Genomic DNA, 26225 nt, shown 5'->3' with positions numbered 1-26225 from the left:
GAAAAACCTTCTGACCACTTTATCGAAGACAAAAAAGATAAACATAAGTTTTCTTCTCCAAATTTAGCGTGAAATTCTTTCCGAGATAATTCCTTTAATATTTTCATCTAATTCCTTTTTTATAAAAGTACCATTTCTTTTTGGATAACAAAATATTAATGAGATTTAAATGGGTAATCCTATAAAAAAATAGACTACAAAATTTAGTTCTGTAGCCAAAATGTATGCCAACCACGTATATAAAAAATAGCAGTTAAGTGCAAACTATAAAATTTGTGCTTTTCTGCTATCTTTGTTTCCAAAATGAAAATTAAAGCAAATTTATTCTGCTACTTTTCATATACCAACACGATAAAAATTTATCACGAACTATTTTTACTCCTACTTTTCTTTTCGCAAACGAACCAGCGCTATCAAAACGAAAACGTTTTAACAAGTTTTAATTGTGGTTATTTTTTAATACTTGGCAATGTGTAGGGTTTTATGTGTTGGTTATTAAACTCTAGATAATTCATCTATTAATGCTCTACGTTGGGGGTATTGTTTTTTAAATAATTCTATCAATTCATCTACTTGTCTATTGCCTCCTAATTTTTTCATTCTGCGTAAATATTTACAAGCTGTTTGGTAATGATTTCTTCCTATATATTTTTCGACATAGTTTGTAATTCTTTCTCTATAAAACTCAATTAATTCAGGAGCATAATCTTTTGATAGATAGGATTCGTTCTGCTTTATGTTTTCCAAAGAAATATTTTGTTTTAACATAAGAAATAATCGATCCCACCATTCTTCTTTTATGTAAATTTTTCGTAATAATTCTGTATAAGTCCAGTTGCTTTTAGGGGTAATTTCTTTTATGATTTCTTCTAAAAACGGATGCCACTTTTTACCTTCAATAGTATTTTTAAGAATTTGATAGTAATCTTGTTCTGGATGAAAGTTATCAATAAATAAAAATCGTGCGTATTCAATAATTTTAGAAGTTTCGTTTTGTAATTGTGCAACTTTTAACAACCAATTATACCAAACCTTAACCAATCCTGGTTTGTCTTTTAAGTCGCATTTAATTCCATCTTGGCATAAATTTATAACGCGATTAAAATTCTTATTTTTAAATGCCTTTTCTATTTCTTGTTTTCTTATAGATGAATTTGAAATATGTTTCTGAATATATTTTTTAACGTCGTCTTCACTTTTAAAACGTCTTAAAACTTTCAATTTAAATAATTGAGCTCGCTCTTGCTCGTATTTTCCATCAATGGTATCTATACAATCTAAAATTATAGCTACATCGCTTTCTTTATTAACTAATTCAAAAGCAATATTAAGCATCTCTAAATGCCAACCCCAACCTTCAAATAGTTTTTGCTTAAAAGTAGCAATACAGTATTCAAATATTTTTTCTTTTAAGTTTTTAGAGATTTTTTCTTGTATTAAATTAGAAAGCAACTCTATAGCCGATTCTATAAAATAACCTAAATTTCCATTACTGTCATCTGCATATTGAAACGCTTCTATTATTTCTTCTAGCAAAGCAGTACTTATGTAAAATACATTTTCGAAATTATTGTTTGCTAAGTATTTTCTAGCATTTTGTAAAAAGGGTTCGGTTGTGTTTACTACATATTTCATATCGGACCAACCAATCCAACCATCTCTTCCTGCAGCTGTTTGTAAAATTGAATGAATTTGCTTTTGGTAAAACTCTTTTGATTGATTTTGACTTAGATGCCCAAAGGATGCTAAAAAGTAGTTTCTAAATTTCGGGTCTTTTTTGCTATTCTCTTGTACAAATTGCATTAATTCTTCGTGCGGAATTGCCTTTAATAACTCTTTAACTTGTTGCATAACGGACTTTATTTTTTTCTTCCTTGGTTTTAAAAGCATTAGGTTGCTTTAATGCTAGTTTATCTTCTTGTAAATAAAAAATTACAGCAACTACGTGTTTACAAACAGGTTCCATATCATAAGGGCAATCGCAATTATGTTCGGTTATTGTATTGTTTTTAATTGTTAGTTGAACTGTATATTCTTCTGTACCAGAAACAATGGCACTATAAGCTTCATTTGAAATCTCTGTAAAAATCAGTTGTTGTATTGTTTTTAAAATAGAACAAGCCTCTTTTTTAGTATTTTTTTATCAATAAATTGCTCAAACTTGTTTAAAGGTATTTTCATTTTTAAATAATAAAAAGGTACTTATTCTGATTTTAAGACGGGTTCTTTTTCTAGATCGTAAATGGTTTCTGATACTTCAACTCGAAACCATTGATTAAACATTTTGTAATTGCGTCTTTGAGGCCATTCTTTTTTGTTGGTATGCCAATCTTCTAATACCATTGTAAATATCTTGTCAAATTTCTTTTTTAGAAATTTCTCTAAATCTTCTATGGCGTCATTAACCAAATATATATCAATATCTATCTCATCCATTTTACTGTCGGGATATAAATTATTGTGCCAATCTATAAATGGTTGTTTTGGCTTTACAATAATTGCACTTCGGTTAATATAATTTTCTTCAAAATTTTCTTGATTTTGCAGACCAACTTCTTCCATTTTATTAACCATATTTGTCAAATAAGCATCTTCGTCTTGGGTTATAACACTTAGTATAGGGTCTCCACCATCATTTACTTCTTTTAATTCAAAATCTACTATAAAATTTGTGTACTCTTTAAATTTAGCTTGTTTATGAGCTATCATTTTTTTTAGCAATAAGATATCTTTATCATTTTCAATCGAATTCATCGCTTTTTCAGCATCTTTATTAGACATAATGCTATTTATGTTAGCCATATTCCAAGCGTTTATTGCAAATTCAATAATATCTTCAATATATTCTAAATTGTCAAAATCACTCATAAAAGGATTCAAAAATTGTTCTAACAAACTTGAATATTTAACTCCTGTATTAGGAATGATTTTGTGGTTTCCAAACAAGTCGATTACTTTATTACTCATAGTTTTTTATTTTAATTTTATTTATTTATCGTATTTTTAAATTCCATTTTTCAGGTAATTTCTGTTGCAAGTTCTATAGTATTTAACTATTTACGAAAGAAAAACATAAAAATATTTTTGTTTCTTAGATATTCAAAATCTTAGGTAATTTAAACTTTCCTAGATTCAAATGCTAGTGCAAGTTTTTGATATTCAACAATCTATTTAAAAAGTTTAAAACGTTTCAATCTCCTAAAATTTGTACTATTAAATTTTCTATTCAAAAATACTAAATTTTATTTCGTTTTTTATACTGTCTAATAACAACAATTTTTTATTTACTAATCATAGTAATTAACAAGAGTTCGACATGCTACTAATTGATTATTAACTACTAAATATTTTTATTTTGAAAATCAATATTATTCCTATGACGCAGTTAGAGGAATATGACAAACTGTAGTTATAAATTATGAAATTTCTCCTGTTGTAGAAATGACACAATAGAACTAAAGCTTGTATATAAAAACATTAAAACAAAAGTGTATCTTGTTTCTTAAATCGAACTCACAGTTAATTAAGTTATTACTTTAACACTCCTTTTCGTTGTAGTATTTTTATTAATTTTTTTCGTGAAATACGTTAAACAAACTTAAATTATGTTAGCTAATTCGTGAATTCGCGACTAAAATATTTTTAGAAGCAAAAGCGAAATGTACTAAAGTACATGGTTTTAACTAAATTTGAAACCAATAAAAAACATTATTGGCAAGAAAGTTACTTTAAAAGACGTTTTCGAAATTTTTTATCAACATTTGTAACGAACTTCGTAAACTTAAAAAAAAGAGTAAACAACTTAATTCCGCTTTTTTTTAGGTGCACCAGTTCTACCACGTCCAGAAGTTGCACCAGCAGGTTTATTTCCTTTAAAATGTGGTTTTCTTTTTCGTGCAGAACTTGTTTCAGAATCTCTTTTTTTAGCAAGATTTCCATTAGAAGATCTTTGTTTTTTCTTCTTTCCAAAAGAACCTTTGCTTTGTGTTGCCGCTCTTTTTGGAGGCGCAGTATCTGTAGGTTCAAAACCCTCTAAAATAGAAGAATTTAATTTCTCTTTTAATATTTTTTCAATCTCTTTTTGGTATTCTACCTCCTCACTGCACACAAAAGAAATAGCTTCTCCAGCAGCACCAGCTCTACCTGTTCTACCAATTCTATGCACATAATCTTCAGGTACGTTTGGCAATTCGAAATTAATTACGTGAGGCAATAACGGAATATCTAAACCACGAGCAGCAATATCTGTAGCCACTAAAATTTTTATAGAATTATCTTTAAAATTCTTTAACGCCTTTGTTCTTGCACCTTGACTCTTATTTCCATGAATCGCGGCTGCAGAAATGCCAGCTTTAATCAATTTTTCGGTTAATTTATTCGCACCATGTTTTGTTCTTGTAAAAACCAAAACCTGTGTCCAATTATTATCTTTTATTAGCTTAATTGCTAATTCCGTTTTTTGTTTTTTATCAACTTTATAAACTTTGTGCGTTACTTTTTTGGCCGTTGAATTTTGTGCAGCAGTCTCTACAGAAACCGGGTTTCTTAAAATAGTAGCAGCTAATTTTTTAATATCGTTCGAAAAAGTAGCAGAAAACATTAAATTCTGACGCTTTGCAGGCATAAAACTAATAATTTTGTTAATATCTCTAACAAAACCCATGTCTAACATTCTGTCTGCTTCATCCAAAATTAAAACATCAACACGTTTAAAAGAAACTACTTTTCTGTCATGTAAATCTAACAACCTTCCAGGAGTTGCTACTAAAATATCTACGCCGTTTTTTAATGTTGCAATTTGTGGTTTTGCATTTACGCCTCCAAAAACTACGGCAGATTTAATATTTACATATTTGCTGTATTCTCTTACGTTGTCATAAACTTGCGCTGCCAATTCTCTTGTTGGTGTTAAAACCAAGGCACGTAAAGGCCTGTATTTTGGGTGTTTTGTTTCCGATAAATATTGCAAAACTGGCAAGGTAAAACCTGCTGTTTTTCCAGTTCCTGTTTGCGCAGAAGCTAAAATATCTTTTCCTTCTAAAATATACGGAATCGCTTTTTCTTGTATAGGTGATGGTTTGTTGTATCCTTTTTCGGTTACTGCTTTTACCAATGCTGCAGATAAACCTAAATCTTTAAATGTCATAAATAATGGTTACAAAACACACTTTATGTAGCGGTTTCTTTGGGCAAAGATACGTTTTCCTGCAAGGTCTCGAAGATTTCCTGCAAGGTTTCTAAAACTTCCTGCAAGGTTTTTTTAACCTTGTAGATATAAATTATAAAAAGGAGATTATTTTTTGGGCGTTTTAACGGGCTTTACGCACTCGCTTTTTTTCTGAAAAAGAAAAAAGAGCTCAAACAAATGCTTCAATCCCTAACGCGCTTACTCATTCCCATAAAATAACCCAGAAAGGGTTTCAAACCCTTTCTGGGTTGACTTGTTTATTAAATTTCAACCTACAAGAAACGGAATCAAGTTTAGCGAAATAATTTTTTAGGAAGTCTTCTAAACTTTGTGGGAAACAGAAAATAAATACCTACAAGGTGTTCGAGATCTTGCAGAAAAAAACTAAAACCTGTTAATTTTTTTGATATTCATTTTACAAGTAGTAATTTCATCAATTCTAACCAAATTTTACTTTTATGAAAACTCTTTTTCAATTTTTAATACTGCTGTTTTCAGCAACATTATTTGCGCAAACACCAACAAACCCAAGCGAAATTAAGCAATCTTTAAACCAAAAAGCGAATATGATGCATGCTTCATTGGTTAAAAATGTAGCATTTACCAATATTGGACCCACTGTAATGAGTGGACGAGTTGCAGATGTTTCTGTAAATCCAAAAGACCCAACAGAATTTTATGTAGGTTATGCTTCTGGTGGCTTGTGGCACACAAACAATAACGGAACTACATTTACGCCAGTTTTAGACAATTCTCCAACACAAAATATTGGAGATATTGCTGTAGATTGGACTTCTGGAACAATTTGGGTAGGAACAGGAGAAAAAAACTCTTCGCGTTCTTCGTATGCAGGAATTGGAATATTAAAATCTACAGACAAAGGTAAAACGTGGCAAAATGTTGGTTTGTTAGATTCGCATCACATCAGTAGAATTCTTATCAACCCAAATAATGCAGATGAAGTAATTGTTGGAGTTATTGGACATTTATATTCATCAAATGCAGAAAGAGGAGTTTTTAAAACTACAGATGGAGGAAAAACATGGACAAAAACGCTTTTCATCAATCAAGATACAGGAATTATAGATGTAGCTTTTGCACCAGAAAATTTTAATGTAATGTATGCTGCTTCTTGGGAAAGAGAACGAAAAGCGTGGAATTTCGACGGAAATGGAAACAATTCAGCAATATATAAAAGCACAGATGCAGGAACATCTTGGACGAAGATTGCAGACAATGCTGGTTTTCCAACAGGAGATGGAGTGGGTAGAATTGGTTTGGCGGTTTTTAATAAAAATACAGTGTATGCTTTGCATGACAGTCAATTTAGAAGACCAAAAGGAAAAGACAAAAAACCTTCGGATGCTTTAACAAAAGAAGATTTTAAAACAATGTCTTCTGCAGATTTCTTAAAATTATCAGACAAAAAATTGAATTCTTATTTAAAAAATAATGGATTTCAAGAAAAATACAGCGCACAAAATGTAAAACAAATGGTAAGAGTAGGTACTGTAAAGCCTATAGATTTGGCAAGTTATTTAGAGGATGCAAATGCAATGTTGTTTGACACTCAAGTAATTGGTGCAGAAGTTTTTAAAACCAGAAATGGCGGAAAATCTTGGAAAAAAACACACGATAATTTTTTAGACGGAGTTTATAGTTCTTATGGTTATTATTTTGGAGAAATTAGAGTCGATTTACAAGACGAAAATGCCATTTACGTTTTAGGAGTGCCTATTATAAAATCGAAAGATGGAGGAAAAACCTTTACTTCCATCAGCAGAGAAAATGTACATTCAGATCATCAAGCATTATGGGTAAACCCTAAAAAATCGGGCCATATTTTAAACGGAAACGATGGTGGTTTAAACCTTTCTTATGATGATGGAGAAAGTTGGATGAAATTAAACGACCCAGCAGTTGGGCAATTTTATTCGGTATTTGCAGACAATCAAAAAAATTACAAAGTGTATGGAGGTTTGCAAGATAATGGAGTTTGGGTGGCAGATAATAACGTAAAGATTAATAAAGGTTGGCAACAATCTGGGCATAATCCTTATGAATCTATAATGGGTGGAGATGGTATGCAAGTGCAAGTCGATAACAGAGATGCAAATATTGTGTATACAGGTTATCAGTTTGGAAATTACTTTAGAATTAACAGAAAAACAGGTAAAAACAAATACATTCAACCAAAACATACGTTAGGCGAAACTCCTTACAGATTTAACTGGCAAACACCCATTCATTTATCAAAACACAATCAAGATATTTTATATTTAGGAGGCAATAAATTACATCGTTCTTTAAATCAAGGAGACAATTGGGAAACCATTTCAGGCGATTTAACAACTGGAGGAAAAAAAGGAAACGTGGCTTATGGAACCTTAACTTCAATTTCTGAAAGTCCGTTTCAATTTGGTTTAATCTATGTAGGTTCCGATGATGGATATATAAACCTAACCAAAAACGGAGGAGGCAATTGGACACGAATTTCTAATAATCTACCACAAAACTTATGGGTTTCTAGAGTTATAGCATCAGCACATAAAAAAGAACGCGTGTATGCAACTTTAAATGGGTACAGATTCGACGATTTTGCAACCTATGTGTATATGTCAAATAATTATGGACAAACTTGGAAAAGCATTAGCAGTAACATACCAACATCGCCAGTAAATGTGATTAAAGAAGATTCTGAAAACGAAAATATCTTGTATGTAGGAACAGATAATGGATTGTATATTTCTTTCAACCAAGGAAATTCTTGGGAAGCATTTAGTAATAATTTACCAAATGTTGCTGTGCACGATTTGGTGATTCAACCAACTGCAAAAGATTTAATTGTGGCAACCCATGGAAGAAGTTTGTATAAAACAAATATTGCGAATTTGCAATTAATAAATAATAAAATTTTAGGAAAATCGAACCATATTTTTGCGATAAATAATATCAGAAAAAGTGGAAATTGGGGGCGTTCTTGGAGCCAATGGAGAGATGCTTACACACCAGAAATTGCAATTCCGTTTTATACAAATTCATCAAGAAAAACTACAATTGATGTGTATGCTGGTGATGTAAAAGTAAATTCGATCTCTACAGACGCAAATAAAGGATATAACGAAGCAAAATTTAATGTTTCTTTCTCTAAAAAAGGAAAAAGAGCCTATGAAAGAGAACATAAAAAAGCGAAATTATCAGCAGGACAAAATGGAGTCTTCTATTTACCAAAAGGAAAATATATTGTAAAAATTGGCGAAGCAGAAAGTAAGTTTGAGATAAAATAATACAGATCCAACCCTTTAGGTTTTTAAAACTGGAGGGTTTTTTAAATTCTATAATTAAAAGTATTTAAAATGAAAACAACACCAGAACACAACAAAAGAGTTGCAGAAATGAAGTTTTTTTCTGTTTGGCCACACTATGTAACAAAAATAGAAAAGAAAGGAAGAACAATTGAAGAATTGTACCAAGTTATAGAGTGGTTAACTGGTTTTAATGAGAAAAAAACACAAAAACTTATCGACGAAAAAGTTACTTTTAAAACATTTTTCGAAAGAGCCAACTTAAACCCCAATGCTCATTTAATAAAAGGAGTAATTTGTGGTTACAGAATAGAAGAAATAGACAATCCATTAACCCAAAAAGCTCGTTATTTAGATAAATTAATTGATGAATTAGCAAAAGGTAGAAAGATGCATAAAATTCTGAGAGAAGTTTAAAATGAAAAGAAGAACAAATTTGTTTATTTTTCTTTTTTTAGTTATTAACTTGTTAAACTGTAAGATAATTAAAAATGAAGAGAAAACAGCCTCGAATTCTTCGGGTGTTACTTTAAATTCCCATGATTTTGAAAATAATGATTTTCCAAAGAATAGACGTGAAGTAAACGACTATGAAGCTGTTTTTAATGTTGATGAAATAACAATATTAACAAAAATAATTCGAGATTTTGAAAGAAAAACAACAAATCAAATTGCAATTGTTTCGATTAGTTCCATTGGAACATATACAGATTTTGATAAATATGCGATTGATTTATCTAATTATTGGAAAGTTGGACAAAAAAATAAAGACAATGGCCTAACAATAGTTTTCAGTAAAAAATTAAGGAAAATAAGAATTTCAACAGGAAATGGAACTGAAAAAATACTAACAGACCAAATCTGCAAAGCTATTATTAATCAAATAATTATCCCAGAATTTAAAAACGGAAATTATTATGAAGGTGTTTATAAAGGATTGGCTGAATTAATTGCAAAATGGAAATAAAACCAAATCAATTGCATTCAGCTTTAGCTGGGTGTTAAAATAAATTACAAACAAATGGCTTTAGCCAAAAAATGCATTCTCATTTAAAATAGTTTGGCTAAAGCCAACGATAATTAAAACATATTTACTATTGAATTATTTTTGTTAAAACCTATATATTATATTGATAAATGAAAAAAAGCTTACCAATAATTTTCTTCACATTCGTAATTTCTACAAACGCACAATCCGATTTTAAACGTTTTTTTAAACTCTCTGGCCCTATAAAAACATGGGTTCTATTTCATCCTTTTAAAGCGAAAAAATCTTTAAAAATCTCTATGGAAACAAACAGAGTTGCAGATTCCATAAGAAAAACAAATTTATTAGATGGAGATCCTGCAGGTGGGCAGGTAGATGCTTTTAGGCATGCCTATTGGATGGCTCGTTTGCGACAAGAATTAGGAAAGTCTTCTGCAAGATCTTTAGGAAAAGCACACGAAAGAGATAATTATATTACATATAAAAAACGAAAACTAGAAGATGGAGTGTTGCCAGATGAAATTTCATCGGAAATGGATTTGTACAATAACGAAGAAGGTTTAAAATTAATTAGAAAAAATAGCGAGGTTTCTAAAAACGGATTAATTTTTAGAATTGTAAATGCCATTCACGCAGGAAAAATGAAAATCATCAAAAAAGATAAAAATGGTAATTTTTTAACTTGCGATGGAAAAATAATTCCTAAAGAAAGTTTAAAAGGAAAATGGAAAAACAATAAATGTCTCATTTCTTCTAAGTCAATCAATCGATTGAGTAATTATTTAAAATAGTTCTAAATACGCATTAAAATAGTTCAAAACCTTTGTTATGCGAACACTTTAGCCGTATTTTTGTAGTACAATTTTAACTAAATTATACAATGGGCGGATTTTTCAAATCTTCAATTGGAAGAAAAGTAGCAATGGCGCTTTCGGCGTTTTTCTTAATGTTCTTCTTACTTCAGCATTTAACAATTAACATTTTATCGGTTTTTAGTCCAGATACTTTTAACGAAGTTTCGCATTTTATGGGAACAAATCCTGTGGTTCAATTTGCATTGCAACCTGTTTTAATTTTTGCGGTTGTTTTTCACTTTGTAATGGGTTTTATCTTAGAAATAAGAAACAACAAGGCAAGAAACGTATCGTATGCTAAAAATAACGGTGCTGCAAATTCAAGCTGGTTCAGTAGAAACATGATTTTAAGCGGAATTACAATTTTAGCATTTATAGTTTTACACTTTATCGATTTTTGGTTTCCAGAAATCAATACAAAATTTATTCAAGGAGATTGGTCTGGAACCATGGCTGGTGTAGATGGATTTAGATATTATGAAGAATTGGTTCATAAATTCGAAAATCCACTAAGAGTAGGAGCTTACGTTCTTGCATTTGTCTTTTTAGGCTTGCATTTGGCACACGGTTTTGCTGCTGCTTTTCAATCTATGGGAGCTTCAACAATTCGCAAAAAAAACTTACAAACATTTGGTAAAGCATATTCAATTATAGTTCCAGCAGGATTTATATTTATTGCAATTTATCATCACTTAAACCATTAATCTTAGAAATATGGCTTTAAATTCAAAAGTACCAAAGGGTCCAATTAAAGATAAATGGACAGATTATAAAAATCATATTAACTTAGTAAATCCCGCTAACAAACGTCATATAGATGTTATTGTTGTAGGTACAGGTTTGGCAGGTGGTTCTGCTTCTGCAACATTAGCAGAATTGGGCTATAATGTAAAAGCATTTGCATACCAAGATTCTCCAAGAAGAGCGCATTCGATTGCAGCACAAGGAGGAATTAATGCAGCAAAAAACTATCAAGGAGATGGAGACTCTACATACAGGTTGTTTTACGATACTGTAAAAGGTGGCGATTATCGTTCTCGCGAAGCAAACGTATATAGATTGGCAGAGGTTTCTGCAAATATTATAGACCAATGTGTGGCACAAGGTGTACCTTTTGCTCGTGATTATGGAGGTTTGTTAGACAATCGTTCTTTTGGTGGCGTTTTAGTTTCTAGAACTTTTTATGCGAAAGGACAAACAGGGCAACAGTTATTGTTAGGAGCTTATTCTGCAATGAACAGACAAATTGCTCGTGGAAAGATTGAAATGTTTAATCGTCACGAAATGTTAGATGTTGTTGTTGTAGATGGAAAAGCAAGAGGAATTATTGCAAGAGATTTAATAACGGGAGAAATAGAAAGACATGCTGCACACGCAGTTGTAATTGCCTCTGGTGGTTATGGAAACGTATATTTCTTATCTACAAATGCAATGGGTTCTAATGTAACAGCAAGTTGGAAAATACATAAAAAGGGAGCTTATTTTGCGAATCCTTGTTACACACAAATTCACCCAACATGTATTCCACGTTCTGGAGATTATCAATCGAAATTAACGTTAATGTCGGAATCTTTAAGAAACGATGGACGAATTTGGGTTCCAAAGAAGATGGAAGATGTAATGGCAATTAGAGAAGGTCGTAAAAAACCTACAGATTTGTCTGAAGAAGAAAGAGATTATTATTTAGAAAGAAGATATCCTGCATTTGGGAACTTAGTTCCAAGAGATGTGGCTTCTAGAGCAGCAAAAGAACGTTGTGATGCTGGTTTTGGAGTAAATGCAACAGGAGAAGCTGTGTATTTAGACTTTAAATCTGCAATTACTCGTTATGGAAAAGAGCAGGCGAAAATTCATAATATAGAAAATGCATCCGATGCAAAAATATACGAATTAGGTCAAAAAATAGTGGAGGCGAAATATGGAAACTTATTTCAGATGTACGAGAAAATTGTAGATCAAGACCCATACAAAACACCAATGATGATTTATCCAGCAGTACACTATACAATGGGTGGAATTTGGGTAGATTATAATTTAATGACCACAATACCTGGTTGTTACGCGATTGGAGAAGCAAACTTCTCTGATCATGGAGCAAACAGATTAGGAGCGTCTGCATTAATGCAAGGTTTGGCAGATGGGTATTTTGTATTGCCATATACGATTGGAGATTATTTAGCGAATGATATTCGTACAGGAAAAATATCAACAGAAACTCCAGAATTTGAAGCTGCAGAAAAAGAAGTTTCAGAAAGAATTAATTTTTTCGTGAATAATAAAGGAACAAAATCTGTAGATTACTTCCATAAGAAATTAGGAAAAGTAATGTGGGACAAAGCAGGAATGTCTAGAAATGGGACTGGTTTAAAAGAAGCTATGGAAGAAATTAAGGCAATTCGAGAAGAGTTTTGGAAAGAAGTTTCTGTTCCAGGAACCGCAAGCGAAATGAATCCTGAATTAGAAAAAGCAGGTCGTGTTGCAGATTTCCTAGAATTAGGAGAATTGTTTGCAAAAGACGCTTTAATGAGAGAAGAATCTTGTGGAGGGCATTTTAGAGAAGAATCTGCAGAATTAGACGGTCCACAAAAAGGTGAAGCAAAACGTGATGATGAGAACTTTGCATTTGTTGCTGCTTGGGAATATAAAGGAGAACCTGCAGACGCAGTTTTACACAAAGAAGAATTAGAGTTTAACGATATAGAATTGAAACAAAGAAGTTATAAATAAAATAGTTTATGGTTGATGGTTGTTAGTTTATGGAAACAGCAACTAACAACAAACAACTAAAAACCAAAAACTAAAACAATGAATTTAACACTTAAGATTTGGAGACAAAAGGACGCAAGTTCAAAAGGTCAAATGGTAGATTATAAAGTGACTGAAATTTCAGAACATATGTCTTTTTTAGAAATGATGGATGTTTTAAATGAACAGTTAGTAAATTCTGATGAAGAGCCAGTTGCTTTCGATCACGATTGTAGAGAAGGAATTTGCGGCATGTGTTCTATGTACATAAATGGTGAAGCACATGGACCAGATAGAGGCGTTACCACTTGCCAATTACACATGAGAATGTTTAAAGATGGAGATACAATTACAATCGAACCATTTAGAGCTGCAGCTTTTCCAGTTATTAAAGATTTGGTTGTAGATAGAAGCTCTTTCGATAGAATACAACATGCAGGAGGTTATATTTCTGTAAACACATCTGGTAATACACAAGACGCAAACTCAATTCCTATTTCTAAACATGCAGCAGATACAGCAATGGATGCTGCCACTTGTATTGGTTGTGGAGCTTGTGTTGCAACCTGTAAAAACAGTTCTGCTATGTTATTTGTGGGTGCAAAAGTATCTCAATATGCTTTATTACCACAAGGACAAGTAGAAGCAGCAGACAGAGTTAGAAACATGGTTGCACAAATGGATTTAGAAGGTTTTGGAAACTGTACCAACACAGGTGCTTGTGAAGTAGAATGCCCAAAAGGAATTTCTTTAGAAAACATCGCAAGAATGAACAGAGAGTTGATGAAAGCTTCTGTTTAAAATAATACCAAAATATCATTTCGAAATGAGCTTTTTTTAGCGATTGAGAAATCTCAATTATAAATACAAAACCCAAAACTAATACAGTTTTGGGTTTTACTTTATTATATGAAACATCCATGGCAAAGATTTTGCCACCCAAGGTAATGACTTTAACAAAAAGAGATACAACCATGAAAAAACAACAAATTGAGTTTGAACAACTCATCGAACGAGGTTGTGGCATTGATGTACATAAAAAAATTATTGTTGCTACAATCCGAGGCACAGGAATTAAAGAAGAAACACGAACCTTCGACGGATTCACAGAATCAATAGAAAAGCTACGAGATTGGTTAAACAAACATAAGATTACCCACGTAGCTATGGAAAGTACTGGGGTTTATTGGAAACCTATTTACAATATATTGGAAGATAGTTTTGATATTTTATTGGTCAATGCAAGGCACATAAAGAATGTTCCAGGACGAAAGACCGATAAGAAAGACAGTAAATGGATTGCCAAACTATTATTAAGTGGATTATTAAAAGGCAGTTTTGTTCCACCAAAACCAACAAGAGAGTTGCGAGATTTAACCCGTTACAAGCGAAAAGTAATAGAACAAGTTTCGGCAGAGAAAAATAGGATTCAAAAAATACTGGAAGATGCAAATATCAAAATATCTAGTGTAGTGAGTAATACAAGTGGAGCAACAGCTACCAAGATTATAGATGCCATGATAGCAGGAGAACAAGACATTAATGAACTCCTTAAATTTCGACATAGAAGCATACAATCAAGCATCGAAGATATGGTCTCTGCATTGAAAGGCAATTTAACAGCACATCATAAGTTTATGTTACAAACGATAAAAGAGTCTGTAAATGATAAACAAAACTTACTCGAAAAAATAGAGAAACAAATAGAAAATCACTTAAAAAAGCACGAGTTAGAATTAGATTCAGAACTGTTGCAAACCATTCCAGGAGTTGGTAAAGAGGGTGTCGCTTATTTATTAGCAGAGATAGGTTCAAATATGGAACAATTCCCCGATGAAAAACACTTAGCCTCTTGGGCAGGAATGAGTCCTGGCAGTAATGAGAGTGCTGGTAAAAAAAAAGTAGTAGAATAACACATGGCAACAAATATTTAAGAACAATGTTGGTCCAGTTTGCTTGGGCAGCCACAAGAACAAAAGGAACATATCTCAGAGCAAAATATGATAGCTTAGTCATAAGAAGAGGTAAAAAGAGAGCACTAATAGCAGTAGGACACAAGATCCTGATAGCCACCTATTTTATCTTAAAAAACAAAGTTGAATATCAAGAACTTGGATATGATTATTTACAGAATTTAAAAAAAGATAAGAAGATAAATCGCCATATCAAAATCCTAAAAGAATTAGGCATTGAAGTGGAGATAAAAAACAAAGTAGCATAAATAAAAAAAGGTCGATTTTTACTGGAGGTTGAAATATCTTAGGTCTTGAACCATTTAGAAACCCCGATTATGAAACTGACAACAAACGTTAAGCACCCAAGAGTATTGCCTAGAGCATGAACATGAAATTTTGATTTTCTTAACGTGTTGCTACTTATTAAAAATAGAGAAAATACCAAACCCCATAAATGGGTAAGGGTTTTTATACTTAAAAAACACTTGAAAATAATGCTAACTATTGAAAATCAAAATATTAACGAAACAAAAGAAAGACACATGAAAAAGGAAAACCTGGAAGAAGTTATGATAGTAAAAAGAAAAAGATCGTAACTGCAGTAGAATTAACTGATAAAGGAAAAATAAAAAGAATGTATGCCTTGAGAATAGATAATTTTTCAGCCAAAGAATTAGAGAAAATATTTACCAAACATATTGATGAAAATGCAACAATAACAACTGATTTATGGAAAGGGTATCGTCCTTTATCTAAAGAATATAAGATTACACAAATAGAGAGTGATAATGGTAAAAATTTTATAGCTTTACACACAATGATACATCAAGTAAAATCTTGGATTAGAACAACGTATTCTTGTGTAAGTGACTTTAATATAAATAGGTATTTAGATGAATTTTGTTATCGTTTAAATAGATCTCAAAGCAAGATAAATATCTTTGATAATTTAATTCAAAGAATGGTCAAATCTGATAAAATCTATCAAAACAAAATTATATGCTCTTAACTACTGACCTTAATAAATATATTGTATGCTACAATTTTAAGATTACGATCCCAAAAACCTTGTCACGAAGATTGGAACAAAATGTCACCCAAAGAAAAGGAAGCCATAAAAATGTATCAAAAAATCGCCAAAATTTATTTCTGGAAAAAATGGAACTGTAGAAACAAGATATACTTTACCTATTTACTTTTGAGGTTGCATTATTACAATTAGACTTTAAAAACATCCCTAAATTTATTGACCCTAATAAAGGGTTGGTACCCTCATAATCTTTTCAAGGTCATTTTACAGTAATTTTTACAAAAAACAAATCACTATCCTTATCTAGACTTATTAAAAATAATATCTATTTTTTAAATTATTCTCAATTTAAAACATGTTTTAATGGAAAAAGATTTGTAAAAATTTACAAATAATAATAATTCCTAAAAAACATTAACTTTATTTAGACTAATTATAAATAATATTATCTTTGTCGAAAATAAAATAATGAAAGCGTTAAGAATATTTCTCTTTTTCTTTTTATCCTATTCGACTTATAGTCAAAATGGAAATTTTTATGGAAATGTAAAATTTGACAACAATGAGCCTGCAGTTAGTGCATTCATTCTACTTACTGGTAAAGATTATTATAAAGAAACTACTAGCGATCTTAATGGAAGCTTTTATTTTAAAAATGTTCCTTATGGGAATTACAAAATTCAATTCCATACGCTAAACTCAAAACCTAAATTTGTAACATTTCAATTAGACTCCAAAAGAAAAAAAGTTGATGTATTACTAAATTATGTAAACAACGAGTTAGATGAAGTAAAAATATTTTCTAAGACAGAAGAAACAAAAAAAGAAACAAAAGGGTTTACAGTAAATGTTATAAAAACAAAAGAAGCTAGCCTAAGAAACATTCAAACAAATGAATTATTAAACACCACAGTTGGCGTAAAAATTCGTCAAAATGGTGGGTTAGGTTCAGAAGTTAATTACTCTATAAACGGTTTATCTGGAAATGCTGTACGCATTTTTATTGACGGCATTCCAATTTCTACATACGGTTCTTCTTTTAGTTTAAATAGCATTCCACCTTCAATGATTAAAAACATAGAAGTGTATAAACCTGAATTATGCAATAGATGATTTAAAATTTTGTATAAACGATTACGATTATTAGCTTTACAGTGAATTTAACACATAACCCAAATGGTTAATCTCCCTATAGAGTATTCAAGTAAGAAAGTCACCCCTTTTGGAGGGATGAGCTTAATGAAGCGTTTTATTGATCAAACAGAAATTAGAGAACAACTAGCACAATTAGATTTACCTCAACCAAGCTCTAATGCGGGTTATAATCCTGCACATATAACTGAAGCTTTTTGGTTGAGTATTTGGACAGGAGCCTCTCGTTATATCCATTGTGATTGGTTACGTTATGATAGCGCATTGCAAGAAATTTTTGGATGGAATCGTATGCCTTCACAAAGTACCTATAGTCGTTTTTTTGGCAAGTTTTCTCAAAAGCGCAATACAGAAGTATTTCCAAAGTTGCAACATTGGTTTTTCAAGCAATTAGATGTTGACAACTTAACTATAGATTTTGATAGCACAGTTATTACAAGATATGGAGAGCAACAAGGTAGCGCAAAAGGTTATAATCCCAATAAAAAAGGCAGGAACTCACATCACCCATTAATGGCCTTTGTGAGCCAAACCAGAATGGTTGCCAATGCTTGGTTAAGACCAGGCAATACAGCAGATAGTAGTAGCTGTAAAGAGTTTATGGAAGAAACCTTCAATGAAGCTTTAAAGGACAAAAGAGTTGGTTTAGTTCGTGCAGATAGTGGTTTTTACACACAAGATTTATTAGATTATCTAGAAGGCAAACAACTCAATTACATTATGGCAGCACGTATGTATCCAAATATAAAAAATACAGTTTGGAGTTTGGATAATTGGATAGAGCTCACAAAAGGAATTGAGCTTAATGAGATGATTTTTAACCATACAGATGGTAAGTCAAGGCGCTATATTGTCATAAAAAAGAAAGTAGAAGATCGTCCAAAAGCAGCAGGGAAATTACTCTTTGATGATCTGCCTGGTTATCGTTTTAGTTGCTATGTAACTAATCTAGATTTACCCCTAGACCAAGTTTGGAATATCTACAACACCAGAGCTGATTGTGAAAACAGAATCAAAGAACTCAAAGAAGACTTTGGATTGGACAACTTTTGTTTAAAGAATTTTTGGGCAACTGAGGCTTCCTTTAGATTCATTATGGTGGCTTATAACCTAATGAGTTTGTTTAGGCATTTTGCCTTAAATCATCATAATCGAGCAACTTTAAAAACCCTAAAAGTCTATTGCTTTGCATTAGGAGCTTGGACAGTAAATCATGCTAACAGAAAGGTGTTAAAGATTGCTTTGAACACTAAAAAAAGACCTTGGATGGACGGATTATTCTCCCAAATTAATAATTTAAGTCCTCCTTTTGTTTATTCCTAATGCATAATGCGGGATAAAGGAGTCGTTCCTGGTCATTTAGCTGATGATGCTTTGGGAGGGGTCATTAACATTATACTTCATAAAGGGGCAAAAACTAATTTTAATGTTTCTAGCTCTTATGGATCTTTTAATACCTCTCAAACAAATGTTAACGGTTTGTATCGTTTTAAAAAATCTGGTTTTACATTTAAAGGTTCACTTTTTCATAATTATTCCGATAATGATTATAAAGTTTCTGGTAGAAGTGTTTTAGTTACAGGTCTAGGAGGTGTGCAAACACCCATTACTGCTAGAAGGTTTAATGATGCCTATAAATCTACTGGAGGAATTGCTCAATTTGGATTTACAGATGTAAAATGGGCAGACCAATTTTTAATTGGTTTTACTGGTTCTAAAGATTACAAAGAAGTACAACATGGAGCTTTTATGACCATTACACCATATAAAGGCAGGTTTTTAGAGTCAAATGCTATGTTAGCAACGCTCACTTATCAAAAGAAAAATCTTTTCACTAAAGGTTTAGATTTAAATATACACAGTTTATATGGTAAAAGAAACCGTGCAGTAAACGACACAGTTGCTACAGCTTATAGTTGGAACGGACAAAAAGCAATTGATTTTAAAGGAGATGAATATGAATATTCATGGCGTTCTCAACAGGAAGGAGGACCAACACTAGATAAAATAAATAGAAATGTTGCAACTATTAGAACAGGGCTTTCTTATAAGATTAATAGGAAACATAAACTTCTGCTAAACCATGTGTATAGTAATATTAATAGAAAAGATAGCGATATCTTAAAATCGGTTTTAGAAAACACCTTTATCGGAACAAGAGATTTAAACAAAAACATTTACTCTTTAACCTACGAATTAACTGCTTTAGATAAAAAATTAAAGGCGAATATATTCGGTAAGCATTATCAACAAAAAACAACAAGTGTAGATCCTACAGTAGAAGTTGATAATAATGGACAAAGCATAATAGTAGACGAAATTATAAGTTCTAATAAAAAACATAATGGGTATGGCTTTGCACTTTCGTATGCCTTAAAATCGAATATTACCTTGTTAACATCGGCCGAAAAAGCAATTCGTTTACCAAACGAAACAGAAACATTTGGTAATGATGGTGATAATGTTGTTGCAAACACAAGTATTAACCCAGAGCAAAGTAACAACTATAACTTAGGTTTTAGATTTGGCACATTTAATCTCAAAAAACACCAATTTACTATTTCTACCAATTTTTTTATGCGAAAAATTAAAGACAGAATTGGTCTACCTATAGAAAATTCTACAAATGTAAATAATGATTTAATAGTGTATGTAAACCAGGGAAGCGGAACATCTAAAGGAATAGAAGCACAATTAAACTATAACTACAATCATAATTTTGGCTTTAATTTTAATATTTCTCGTTTTGATTTAAAAATTATGAATAATAACATAGAAATAGACGTTCCAAACACTCCTTTCTTTACGATGAATAGTAGCTTACGATATTCGATTGAAAATGTATTTCAAAAAAAATCTAGATTAAATCTATTCTACACAATGTATTTTACAGATGAGTTTAGCTATTTAAATATTCCATCTGGAGTTTCAGGAGCAGATTTCTTTAAAGTTCCTCAACAATTTGCACAAGATCTTGGACTCAGTTACTCTTTTCCTAACAACAATCTTGTAATGAGTTTTGATATCAAAAATATATTTGACAAACCAGTATACGATAACTTATCGGTACAAAAACCAGGAAGAGCTTTTTACCTTAAACTTAACTATTCAATAAATAAATTTTAATCAAAAATAAAATAACTTAACATGAAACGTAATTTTTTAAACTTTAAAGCAATCGCACTATTTTCGATAACCATAGGTGTAATAACTGCGTGTAGTAATGATAACCTTAAAGCTCCCTCGAATACGGATTCTAATAATGGAGATAATAGATGGATAACTGTCGCTGCAGCTAAAATGGGAGATAACCCTGGAGATGGAAATGGTGGAACACTAATTTATAGTATAAGTAGCGAAGTTGCCAAAGACCCAACCAAATCCATAACTCCTTTTGAAAATGGTTTTATTGCACCTTCTAATCGAACTGCTAGATTACAATCTTCTGAAGATGGTAACATCATATTTAATATTAGTTATGCTGGTGATACTGGAGGTAATTACACCAAATATACTGTAGAAGGTGGACAAAAATTTACTCTTACTGGTTCAGAAGTTAGTATTGCTCCTTATGTAGGTAGTGCTCCTAGATGGATAAAGTTATTTGATGGTGACCAAACAGGTGCAGCAGTTTATGTATCTACAGAACATAAAGTAGATGACAATGGTACTCCAAACGATGCAACAGACGATACTTATATTCGTACAAATGCAAAAATTGGTGTAGTTACTTTAGATTTGGTAAACTCTTCAATAAAGAATTTTGAAGAACATAATGTTCCACTAAGTGCAGAAGAAGAAGCAAAAGGGTACTATATTTCTAGAATAGATATGTCAACTTTAAATGCAGCTGGAAACAAATTATACATTGGTGCACGTTTAAGTAAAGTTGATCCTTCTACAGTAGAAAGAGATAGTAATTTTGAAATTTTAGGTTCTAAAACCATCGTTTTAGATTATCCATCATTATTAAACCCAACAGTAATTACATCTACTGTAGGACATGGAAATACGAATGGATACCGAAGTATAAATGCCTTTGAATATAATGGAAGTGTTTACCAAGCAAACCAAAGTGACCCAAATGGTTCTCATATTTTAAAAATTGATGCAAATAACCAATATGATAACTCTTATGATTTTAATTTAGATGATGCTTTAGGTGTAAAAGGTGCTTATATTTTAGCTTGGAGACCAGCCTCTAATGGTAAAGCAGTATTAGCATATCGTCATGATGGATCTGCAGAAGGTGTTGCAGGACCTCAAGGATTTTTTGCTTTGGTAGATTTAAATACACAAACTGCTCAAAAAATTAATGGTATCCCTTACGACCCAGATTTCTACTTATTCCAATATCAAGGTTTTGTAGTAGATGGAACAGAAATTTATTTAACGCAAGCTCCTGTAGGGAAAAACGGAAATATTTATGTTGTAGAAACTGAAACTGGTGCAGTTACCAAAGGTGCTGAATTGGTAAATGTAGAAGGAAGTCATTTTATTGGCGTTTTCTAGCAGACAATTTAAAACACAAAAAATTAAAAGAGGTTGTTTAAAAAAACAACCTCTTTTTTTATTTTAAAACAGCTCTTTATTACTAATATCTAAATAGTTACGTTTTACAAATGCTAAAATGGTTTCGAGAATTTCGCCCATATTTTCGCAATCTTTAAACTTTACATCTCCCACATATTTTATTAAATGCGATTTTAAAAGCTCTACATTTTCTGGAAAGGAAATAGTGTCTGCTTTCATACATTTAATTAAACGAGTAGTTCTTCTTGGGGCAGTAATCATTCTTTTTGCCATAAAAGAACGTTCCTCTATTTTGTATTGCCTTATAGAACTGTTTTCTAGTTTTTTACCCACCATTTCTATCATCTTAAAATTCTCTTTCATAAACTGTAAGTTGTACACTTTTAGGTTTCCTTCGAAAGATTGTTGGTCGAAATCTATGGCTCTTATTTTATAAATAATATGATCGAAATCGTGTGTTGGCGTAATTACATAGTTGTAAGATCGCATATCGCCCAACAAACGCACCAAACATCGTTCTTTAAATTTTACAAATTCTTTGGCGATTTGCGCTTTTTCTAACTCTGTACAATGTGGTAAAAAATCGCTAATAAAATCGTCTCCTGGAATTCCTGCAATATGTTCTTCGATTAAGGTGTCTTTGTAAACGAGAAAGTTCATATTATGTGGAGATAGAATGTGTTCTAATTCTAAACCATAAACTCTAGAAGCATCTGCCTTTTTTACATAAAAGTAGGTAAAGTTATCGTTTAAGATATTTCTAATTTTTATTCTAAAGGGTTTCGAATTTCCAAATGTACAGTAATCAATTGCATCTACATTTAGGAAGGGAATTGCATCGTCATTTCCATCTGAATGCAACATTGTATAGACTTTTTTTAAATTTTTATCAATCTCGTTTCTATCGGAATCTGAGTAATAAGTACGAATCCAAAGTGTGTCTTCATCATTTTTATCGTAAACAGTAACTGAACCTTGAAAACGCAATAAATCGTCGTAACAAACAGAATTTTTAATCGTTCTATTGTAGTTTTTTAAATAGGCATGCAACATTTCGTTTATAGGAAATGAAGGTTTTTTCTTGGACATCAACTTTTTTTCTACTGCCATCTTCTCTTTTCTATTGATTTTGCTCAAAAATAAGAATAATTAAAGGATTTTTTGTTGAAATGATTCTCGCTAGAATAATTTCGCCACAAATTCACGAATTAAAAAAATAAATTTGAAATTGTTCTTTCTTACTTCAAACTTGCATCTTCAAACTTCCTACTCCTACACCAACTCAAACAACTTTCCAGGTAAAGGTTTCGAAACACCTTTCATTTCCATTTGTAGTAAAATGGATGATAATTGATAAATAGGAATGTTACATTCCAAAGAAATTACATCTAATAATTGTGGTCCTTTTTCATGCAATAAATCGTAAATTTTTTGTTCGTTCTCATTCAGTTCCACAAACAATTGTTTTTGAATGGATTTGGGTTTTTCTTGAATGTCCCAATTGAGCATTTTTACAATATCGTTTGCAGATGTTAACAATTGTGCTCTGTTATTTTTAATGAGATTATTGCAACCTTTGCTATAGATATCTGTGGTTCTTCCTGGCACTGCAAAAACATCTCTATCATAGGAGTTTGCAATATCTGCAGTTACTAAAGAACCTCCTTTTTCTGCAGATTCTATAATAATGGTTGCTGTAGAAATTCCTGCCACAATTCTATTTCGTTTTAAGAAATTTTCTCTTAAAGGAGTTTCTTCATGCCAAAATTCGGTAAGAAATCCGCCATTTTCATTTACTTGATTGATATATTTTTTATGAACTTTCGGATAAATTTCCTCTAAACCGTGTGCTAAAACTGCAATAGTTTGCAACTTATTTTTAATGGAAGCTTTGTGCGCACAAATATCTACTCCGTAAGCAAAACCACTTACAATTATTGGATTGTGTATTGCCAAATCTTCAATTAATTTATTGCAGAAATCGCGTCCGTAAGAACTCATGTTTCTTGTACCAACTATAGATATAATTTTGTTATTTGAAAAATCGATATTACCATCTTTAAATAATAAAATAGGGCTGTCTATACAATGCTGTAAATTGGTTGGATAATCGTCGTCCAGAAAATAAGAATAATCAATCTTATGATCTTGTAAGTATTTTAGCTCTTGTTCTGCAGATTTGACGTTCTTCTCATCAAAAAGGTGTTTTAATGCATAATTTCCTATTCCGTTTATTTTTGATAATGTTGTGGGTTTTTCTTTAAAGATTTGAACCACATCTCCCACATTTACAATAAGTTTCTTTGCCAAAATATCGCCAACCGCTTTCGATTTTTGTAAACGTAAAATAGCGAGTAATTTTTCTTCTTTCACAGGTAACAATTTGTCAACCAAGATATAAAAAAATTGTTGATAATTTTTAGAGAACTTTCTTTTGTGAAACTTCAAAACTTATATATTTGTTGCAATGAATTTAGCCAACTACATAAACGATTTATTATACAGATACGATTGCGTAATTGTTCCGGATTTTGGGGGGTTTGTAACCAATAGAATTGGTGCAAAATTAAATGAGAATACTCATACTTTTTATCCACCAACAAAACAAATTACGTTTAACAATCATTTAAAACATAATGATGGTTTGTTGGCAAACTACATTGCTTCAACCGAAAATATTTCTTTCGAAAAGGCCTCTACTGCTATTTCTTTGTCTGTAATTAAATGGCAAAACGAAATTCAAAAAAAAGCAATAAACCTAAATAATTTAGGAACAATTTCTTTAAACGAAGCGCAACAAATTGTTTTCGAACCAATTACAGATGTTAATTTTTTAACGGAATCTTTTGGATTATCTACCTTAAAATCTTCAGAAATAAAAAGGTATAAAGAAAAAGTAAAACCTTTAATTCCTGTTACTAAAACTAATGATAAAAAAGGAGTTTCTGTATTTATAAAATATGCTGCAACTGCTGCAATTTTATTAACATTAGGTCTCGCTGGTTACAATGGTTATCAACAAAACAAGCAAAAAGAAGTTTTGGCAAGCCAACAAAAAGCGTTGGATAAAAAAATACAAGCTGCAACTTTTGTAATCTCAAATCCTTTACCAACTATCGAATTAAATGTTGCTAAAAAAATATCAAAACCTTATCATGTTGTTGCTGGTGCTTTTCAGTTTGTAGAAAATGCTGTTAAAAAAGTAGAACAACTAAAAGAAAAAGGGTATAATGCTAAAATTATTGGCGTTAATAAATGGGGTTTAACCCAAGTTACTTACAATAGTTATGCTAATAAAAACAAAGCAATTAACAGTTTAAACCGCATTAAAAGAACAGTTTCTAAAGATGCTTGGTTGCTTGTAAACACACCAAAATAAATTCCCTTTTCTTTATACTTTTTGCCTTCGCTTTTTAGTAAGCGATTACTATCTTTGCAAAAAAAATATTTTTTGATGGAAGCAAAAACACCTAAAGATTCTTTAACCATTTTAACAGATTTAGTTTTACCTGGTGAAACCAACTATTTAGACAATCTTTTTGGAGGAGAATTGTTGGCAAGAATGGATCGAGCCTGTAGTATTGCTGCAAGAAGACATTCCACTAGAATTGTGGTTACTGCTTCTGTAAATCATGTGGCTTTTAACAAATCTGTACCTGTTGGAAGTGTGGTTACTTTAGAAGCAAAAGTTTCTAGAGCGTTTAAATCTTCAATGGAAATTTATGTAGATGTTTGGATAGAAGACAGGCAATCTGGACAGAAAACAAAAGTAAATGAAGGAATTTACACCTTTGTTGCAGTTGACGAAACTGGGAAGCCTGTTCAAATTCCGCAATTAATTCCAGAAACGGCTTTAGAAAAAGAACGTTTTGAAGGTGCTTTAAGACGCAAACAATTAAGTTTGGTTTTAGCTGGTAAATTAAAACCAAATGAAGCCACAGAATTAAAAGCATTATTTAATTAGTATTATTATGGAACTGCTAAGTCATTATAAATTTATTGGATCTATTATTGTTTTTGCAGTAGCCTTTTTTTCTCGATGGCTAATTACAAAATCTTTACGTAAAATTCAATTGAAATTTGGTTTTCAAAAAGCCAGAATCTTAGTAACCAATAAAATAATTACAATTCTTATTTATATTACTCTTATTATAGTGGTTGCCTTTATTTGGGGTGTTGATGAAAAACAATTATTAATTTATGTGTCTTCTTTTTTAACCATTTTAGGAATTGCATTTTTTGCACAATGGTCCATACTTTCTAATATTACAGCTGGTATAATTCTATTTATAAATTACCCCGTAAAAATTGGAGATTCTATTACTGTTTTAGAAAAAGACAATGATATTACTGGAGAAATTAGAGATATTGGTGCTTTTTTTATCACTTTAAGAACACCCGAAAAAGAATTAATTACATTACCTAATGCTATTATTCTTCAAAAGAATATAAAATACTCTCCACAACCAGATTAA

At 31.3% G+C, this 26225-nt stretch carries 19 protein-coding genes and 3 pseudogenes; 16 read left to right on the top strand and 6 right to left on the bottom strand.

Annotation, left to right across the window (positions count from 1 at the left end; all coding sequences use genetic code 11):
- Positions 1-495: 495 nt before the first annotated feature.
- The 4 genes from J3359_RS12005 to J3359_RS11990 all read right to left on the bottom strand — a co-directional run bounded on the left by J3359_RS12005 (position 496) and on the right by J3359_RS11990 (position 5146).
- Positions 496-1851, bottom strand: a complete 1356-nt coding sequence (locus J3359_RS12005) for a hypothetical protein (protein WP_208077101.1) — start codon at positions 1849-1851, stop codon at positions 496-498.
- The gene (locus tag J3359_RS12000) at positions 1838-1999 is read right to left on the bottom strand and encodes an SWIM zinc finger family protein (protein ID WP_367890400.1); all 162 of its coding nucleotides are present in this window, start codon (positions 1997-1999) and stop codon (positions 1838-1840) included. Before J3359_RS12000 ends, J3359_RS12005 begins: the two co-directional genes overlap by 14 nt.
- A gap of 203 nt (positions 2000-2202) precedes the next feature.
- Positions 2203-2967, bottom strand: coding sequence for a hypothetical protein (locus J3359_RS11995; protein ID WP_208077099.1), 765 nt, complete (start codon positions 2965-2967; stop codon positions 2203-2205).
- A gap of 835 nt (positions 2968-3802) precedes the next feature.
- A complete protein-coding gene (locus J3359_RS11990) occupies positions 3803-5146 on the bottom strand; it encodes a DEAD/DEAH box helicase (RefSeq protein WP_208077098.1) in 1344 nt (447 codons plus the stop codon).
- A 500-nt stretch (positions 5147-5646) separates the two neighbouring features.
- On the opposite strand from J3359_RS11990, the gene J3359_RS11985 reads away from it, so the two are divergent.
- The 13 genes and pseudogenes from J3359_RS11985 (at position 5647) to J3359_RS11920 (ending at position 21729) form a co-directional block, all read left to right on the top strand.
- Positions 5647-8475 carry a VPS10 domain-containing protein gene (locus J3359_RS11985; protein ID WP_208077097.1) on the top strand — a complete coding sequence of 943 codons (2829 nt, stop codon included), beginning with the start codon at positions 5647-5649 and terminating at the stop codon, positions 8473-8475.
- A gap of 69 nt (positions 8476-8544) precedes the next feature.
- Positions 8545-8910 carry a DUF2200 domain-containing protein gene (locus J3359_RS11980; RefSeq protein WP_208077096.1) on the top strand — a complete coding sequence of 122 codons (366 nt, stop codon included), beginning with the start codon at positions 8545-8547 and terminating at the stop codon, positions 8908-8910.
- A gap of 1 nt (position 8911) precedes the next feature.
- Positions 8912-9460: a TPM domain-containing protein gene (locus J3359_RS11975; protein ID WP_208077095.1), complete on the top strand. Its 549-nt coding sequence runs from the start codon at positions 8912-8914 to the stop codon at positions 9458-9460.
- 170 nt (positions 9461-9630) lie between these two features.
- On the top strand, positions 9631-10272 hold the full coding sequence (locus J3359_RS11970) for a DUF6973 domain-containing protein (protein ID WP_208077094.1): 642 nt from the start codon (positions 9631-9633) through the stop codon (positions 10270-10272).
- A gap of 89 nt (positions 10273-10361) precedes the next feature.
- A complete protein-coding gene (locus J3359_RS11965) occupies positions 10362-11039 on the top strand; it encodes a succinate dehydrogenase cytochrome b subunit (RefSeq protein ID WP_208077093.1) in 678 nt (225 codons plus the stop codon).
- A gap of 10 nt (positions 11040-11049) precedes the next feature.
- Entirely contained in the window at positions 11050-13062 is a 2013-nt protein-coding gene (locus J3359_RS11960) for a fumarate reductase/succinate dehydrogenase flavoprotein subunit (protein ID WP_208077092.1), read from the top strand.
- Positions 13063-13140: 78 nt separating this feature from the next.
- A complete protein-coding gene (locus J3359_RS11955; RefSeq protein WP_208077091.1) occupies positions 13141-13881 on the top strand; it encodes a succinate dehydrogenase/fumarate reductase iron-sulfur subunit in 741 nt (246 codons plus the stop codon).
- A 119-nt stretch (positions 13882-14000) separates the two neighbouring features.
- Positions 14001-15301, top strand: a pseudogene (locus tag J3359_RS11950) (IS110 family RNA-guided transposase).
- 278 nt (positions 15302-15579) lie between these two features.
- A pseudogene (locus J3359_RS11940) lies at positions 15580-16044 on the top strand (IS1595 family transposase); the annotation flags it as partial.
- A gap of 489 nt (positions 16045-16533) precedes the next feature.
- The gene (locus J3359_RS11935; protein WP_208077089.1) at positions 16534-17178 is read left to right on the top strand and encodes a TonB-dependent receptor plug domain-containing protein; all 645 of its coding nucleotides are present in this window, start codon (positions 16534-16536) and stop codon (positions 17176-17178) included.
- 63 nt (positions 17179-17241) lie between these two features.
- Positions 17242-18540, top strand: coding sequence for an IS1380 family transposase (locus J3359_RS11930; RefSeq protein WP_208076639.1), 1299 nt, complete (start codon positions 17242-17244; stop codon positions 18538-18540).
- Positions 18541-18555: 15 nt separating this feature from the next.
- A pseudogene (locus tag J3359_RS11925) lies at positions 18556-20343 on the top strand (TonB-dependent receptor domain-containing protein); the annotation flags it as partial.
- A 21-nt stretch (positions 20344-20364) separates the two neighbouring features.
- Positions 20365-21729, top strand: coding sequence for a DUF4374 domain-containing protein (locus J3359_RS11920; protein ID WP_208077087.1), 1365 nt, complete (start codon positions 20365-20367; stop codon positions 21727-21729).
- A gap of 63 nt (positions 21730-21792) precedes the next feature.
- Here J3359_RS11920 and J3359_RS11915 read toward each other — a convergent pair whose 3' ends face one another.
- On the bottom strand, positions 21793-22860 hold the full coding sequence (locus tag J3359_RS11915; RefSeq protein WP_208077086.1) for a hypothetical protein: 1068 nt from the start codon (positions 22858-22860) through the stop codon (positions 21793-21795).
- A 162-nt stretch (positions 22861-23022) separates the two neighbouring features.
- Positions 23023-24123, bottom strand: coding sequence for a DNA-processing protein DprA (gene dprA / locus J3359_RS11910; protein WP_208077085.1), 1101 nt, complete (start codon positions 24121-24123; stop codon positions 23023-23025).
- Positions 24124-24217: 94 nt separating this feature from the next.
- On the opposite strand from dprA, the gene J3359_RS11905 reads away from it, so the two are divergent.
- From J3359_RS11905 to J3359_RS11895, 3 genes are all read left to right on the top strand, one after another.
- Positions 24218-25129, top strand: a complete 912-nt coding sequence (locus J3359_RS11905) for an HU domain-containing protein (protein WP_208077084.1) — start codon at positions 24218-24220, stop codon at positions 25127-25129.
- A gap of 75 nt (positions 25130-25204) precedes the next feature.
- Positions 25205-25714 (top strand): acyl-CoA thioesterase, encoded by a 510-nt coding sequence (locus J3359_RS11900; RefSeq protein ID WP_208077083.1) that lies wholly within the window; start codon positions 25205-25207, stop codon positions 25712-25714.
- Positions 25715-25721: 7 nt separating this feature from the next.
- Positions 25722-26225 carry a mechanosensitive ion channel domain-containing protein gene (locus J3359_RS11895; RefSeq protein WP_208077082.1) on the top strand — a complete coding sequence of 168 codons (504 nt, stop codon included), beginning with the start codon at positions 25722-25724 and terminating at the stop codon, positions 26223-26225.

Origin of the sequence: Polaribacter cellanae (assembly GCF_017569185.1) — a bacterium.
Lineage (GTDB): Bacteria > Bacteroidota > Bacteroidia > Flavobacteriales > Flavobacteriaceae > Polaribacter > Polaribacter cellanae.
The sequence above is the reverse complement of the archived record's forward strand: the minus strand, read 5'-3'. Positions and strand labels throughout refer to the sequence as shown.

Excerpts from the sequence above, each read along its gene's own strand:
- J3359_RS11970 (WP_208077094.1), top strand. The coding sequence starts at position 9,631 with ATGAAAAAAAGCTTACCAATAATTTTCTTCACATTCGTAATTTCTACA.
- J3359_RS11960 (WP_208077092.1), top strand. The coding sequence starts at position 11,050 with ATGGCTTTAAATTCAAAAGTACCAAAGGGTCCAATTAAAGATAAATGG.
- J3359_RS11995 (WP_208077099.1), bottom strand. The coding sequence starts at position 2,967 with ATGAGTAATAAAGTAATCGACTTGTTTGGAAACCACAAAATCATTCCT.
- J3359_RS11955 (WP_208077091.1), top strand. The coding sequence starts at position 13,141 with ATGAATTTAACACTTAAGATTTGGAGACAAAAGGACGCAAGTTCAAAA.
- J3359_RS11905 (WP_208077084.1), top strand. The coding sequence starts at position 24,218 with ATGAATTTAGCCAACTACATAAACGATTTATTATACAGATACGATTGC.
- J3359_RS11975 (WP_208077095.1), top strand. The coding sequence starts at position 8,912 with ATGAAAAGAAGAACAAATTTGTTTATTTTTCTTTTTTTAGTTATTAAC.
- J3359_RS11980 (WP_208077096.1), top strand. The coding sequence starts at position 8,545 with ATGAAAACAACACCAGAACACAACAAAAGAGTTGCAGAAATGAAGTTT.
- J3359_RS11915 (WP_208077086.1), bottom strand. The coding sequence starts at position 22,860 with ATGGCAGTAGAAAAAAAGTTGATGTCCAAGAAAAAACCTTCATTTCCT.
- J3359_RS11930 (WP_208076639.1), top strand. The coding sequence starts at position 17,242 with ATGGTTAATCTCCCTATAGAGTATTCAAGTAAGAAAGTCACCCCTTTT.
- J3359_RS11985 (WP_208077097.1), top strand. The coding sequence starts at position 5,647 with ATGAAAACTCTTTTTCAATTTTTAATACTGCTGTTTTCAGCAACATTA.
- J3359_RS12005 (WP_208077101.1), bottom strand. The coding sequence starts at position 1,851 with ATGCAACAAGTTAAAGAGTTATTAAAGGCAATTCCGCACGAAGAATTA.
- J3359_RS11895 (WP_208077082.1), top strand. The coding sequence starts at position 25,722 with ATGGAACTGCTAAGTCATTATAAATTTATTGGATCTATTATTGTTTTT.
- J3359_RS11990 (WP_208077098.1), bottom strand. The coding sequence starts at position 5,146 with ATGACATTTAAAGATTTAGGTTTATCTGCAGCATTGGTAAAAGCAGTA.
- J3359_RS11935 (WP_208077089.1), top strand. The coding sequence starts at position 16,534 with ATGAAAGCGTTAAGAATATTTCTCTTTTTCTTTTTATCCTATTCGACT.
- J3359_RS11900 (WP_208077083.1), top strand. The coding sequence starts at position 25,205 with ATGGAAGCAAAAACACCTAAAGATTCTTTAACCATTTTAACAGATTTA.
- J3359_RS11965 (WP_208077093.1), top strand. The coding sequence starts at position 10,362 with ATGGGCGGATTTTTCAAATCTTCAATTGGAAGAAAAGTAGCAATGGCG.
- J3359_RS11920 (WP_208077087.1), top strand. The coding sequence starts at position 20,365 with ATGAAACGTAATTTTTTAAACTTTAAAGCAATCGCACTATTTTCGATA.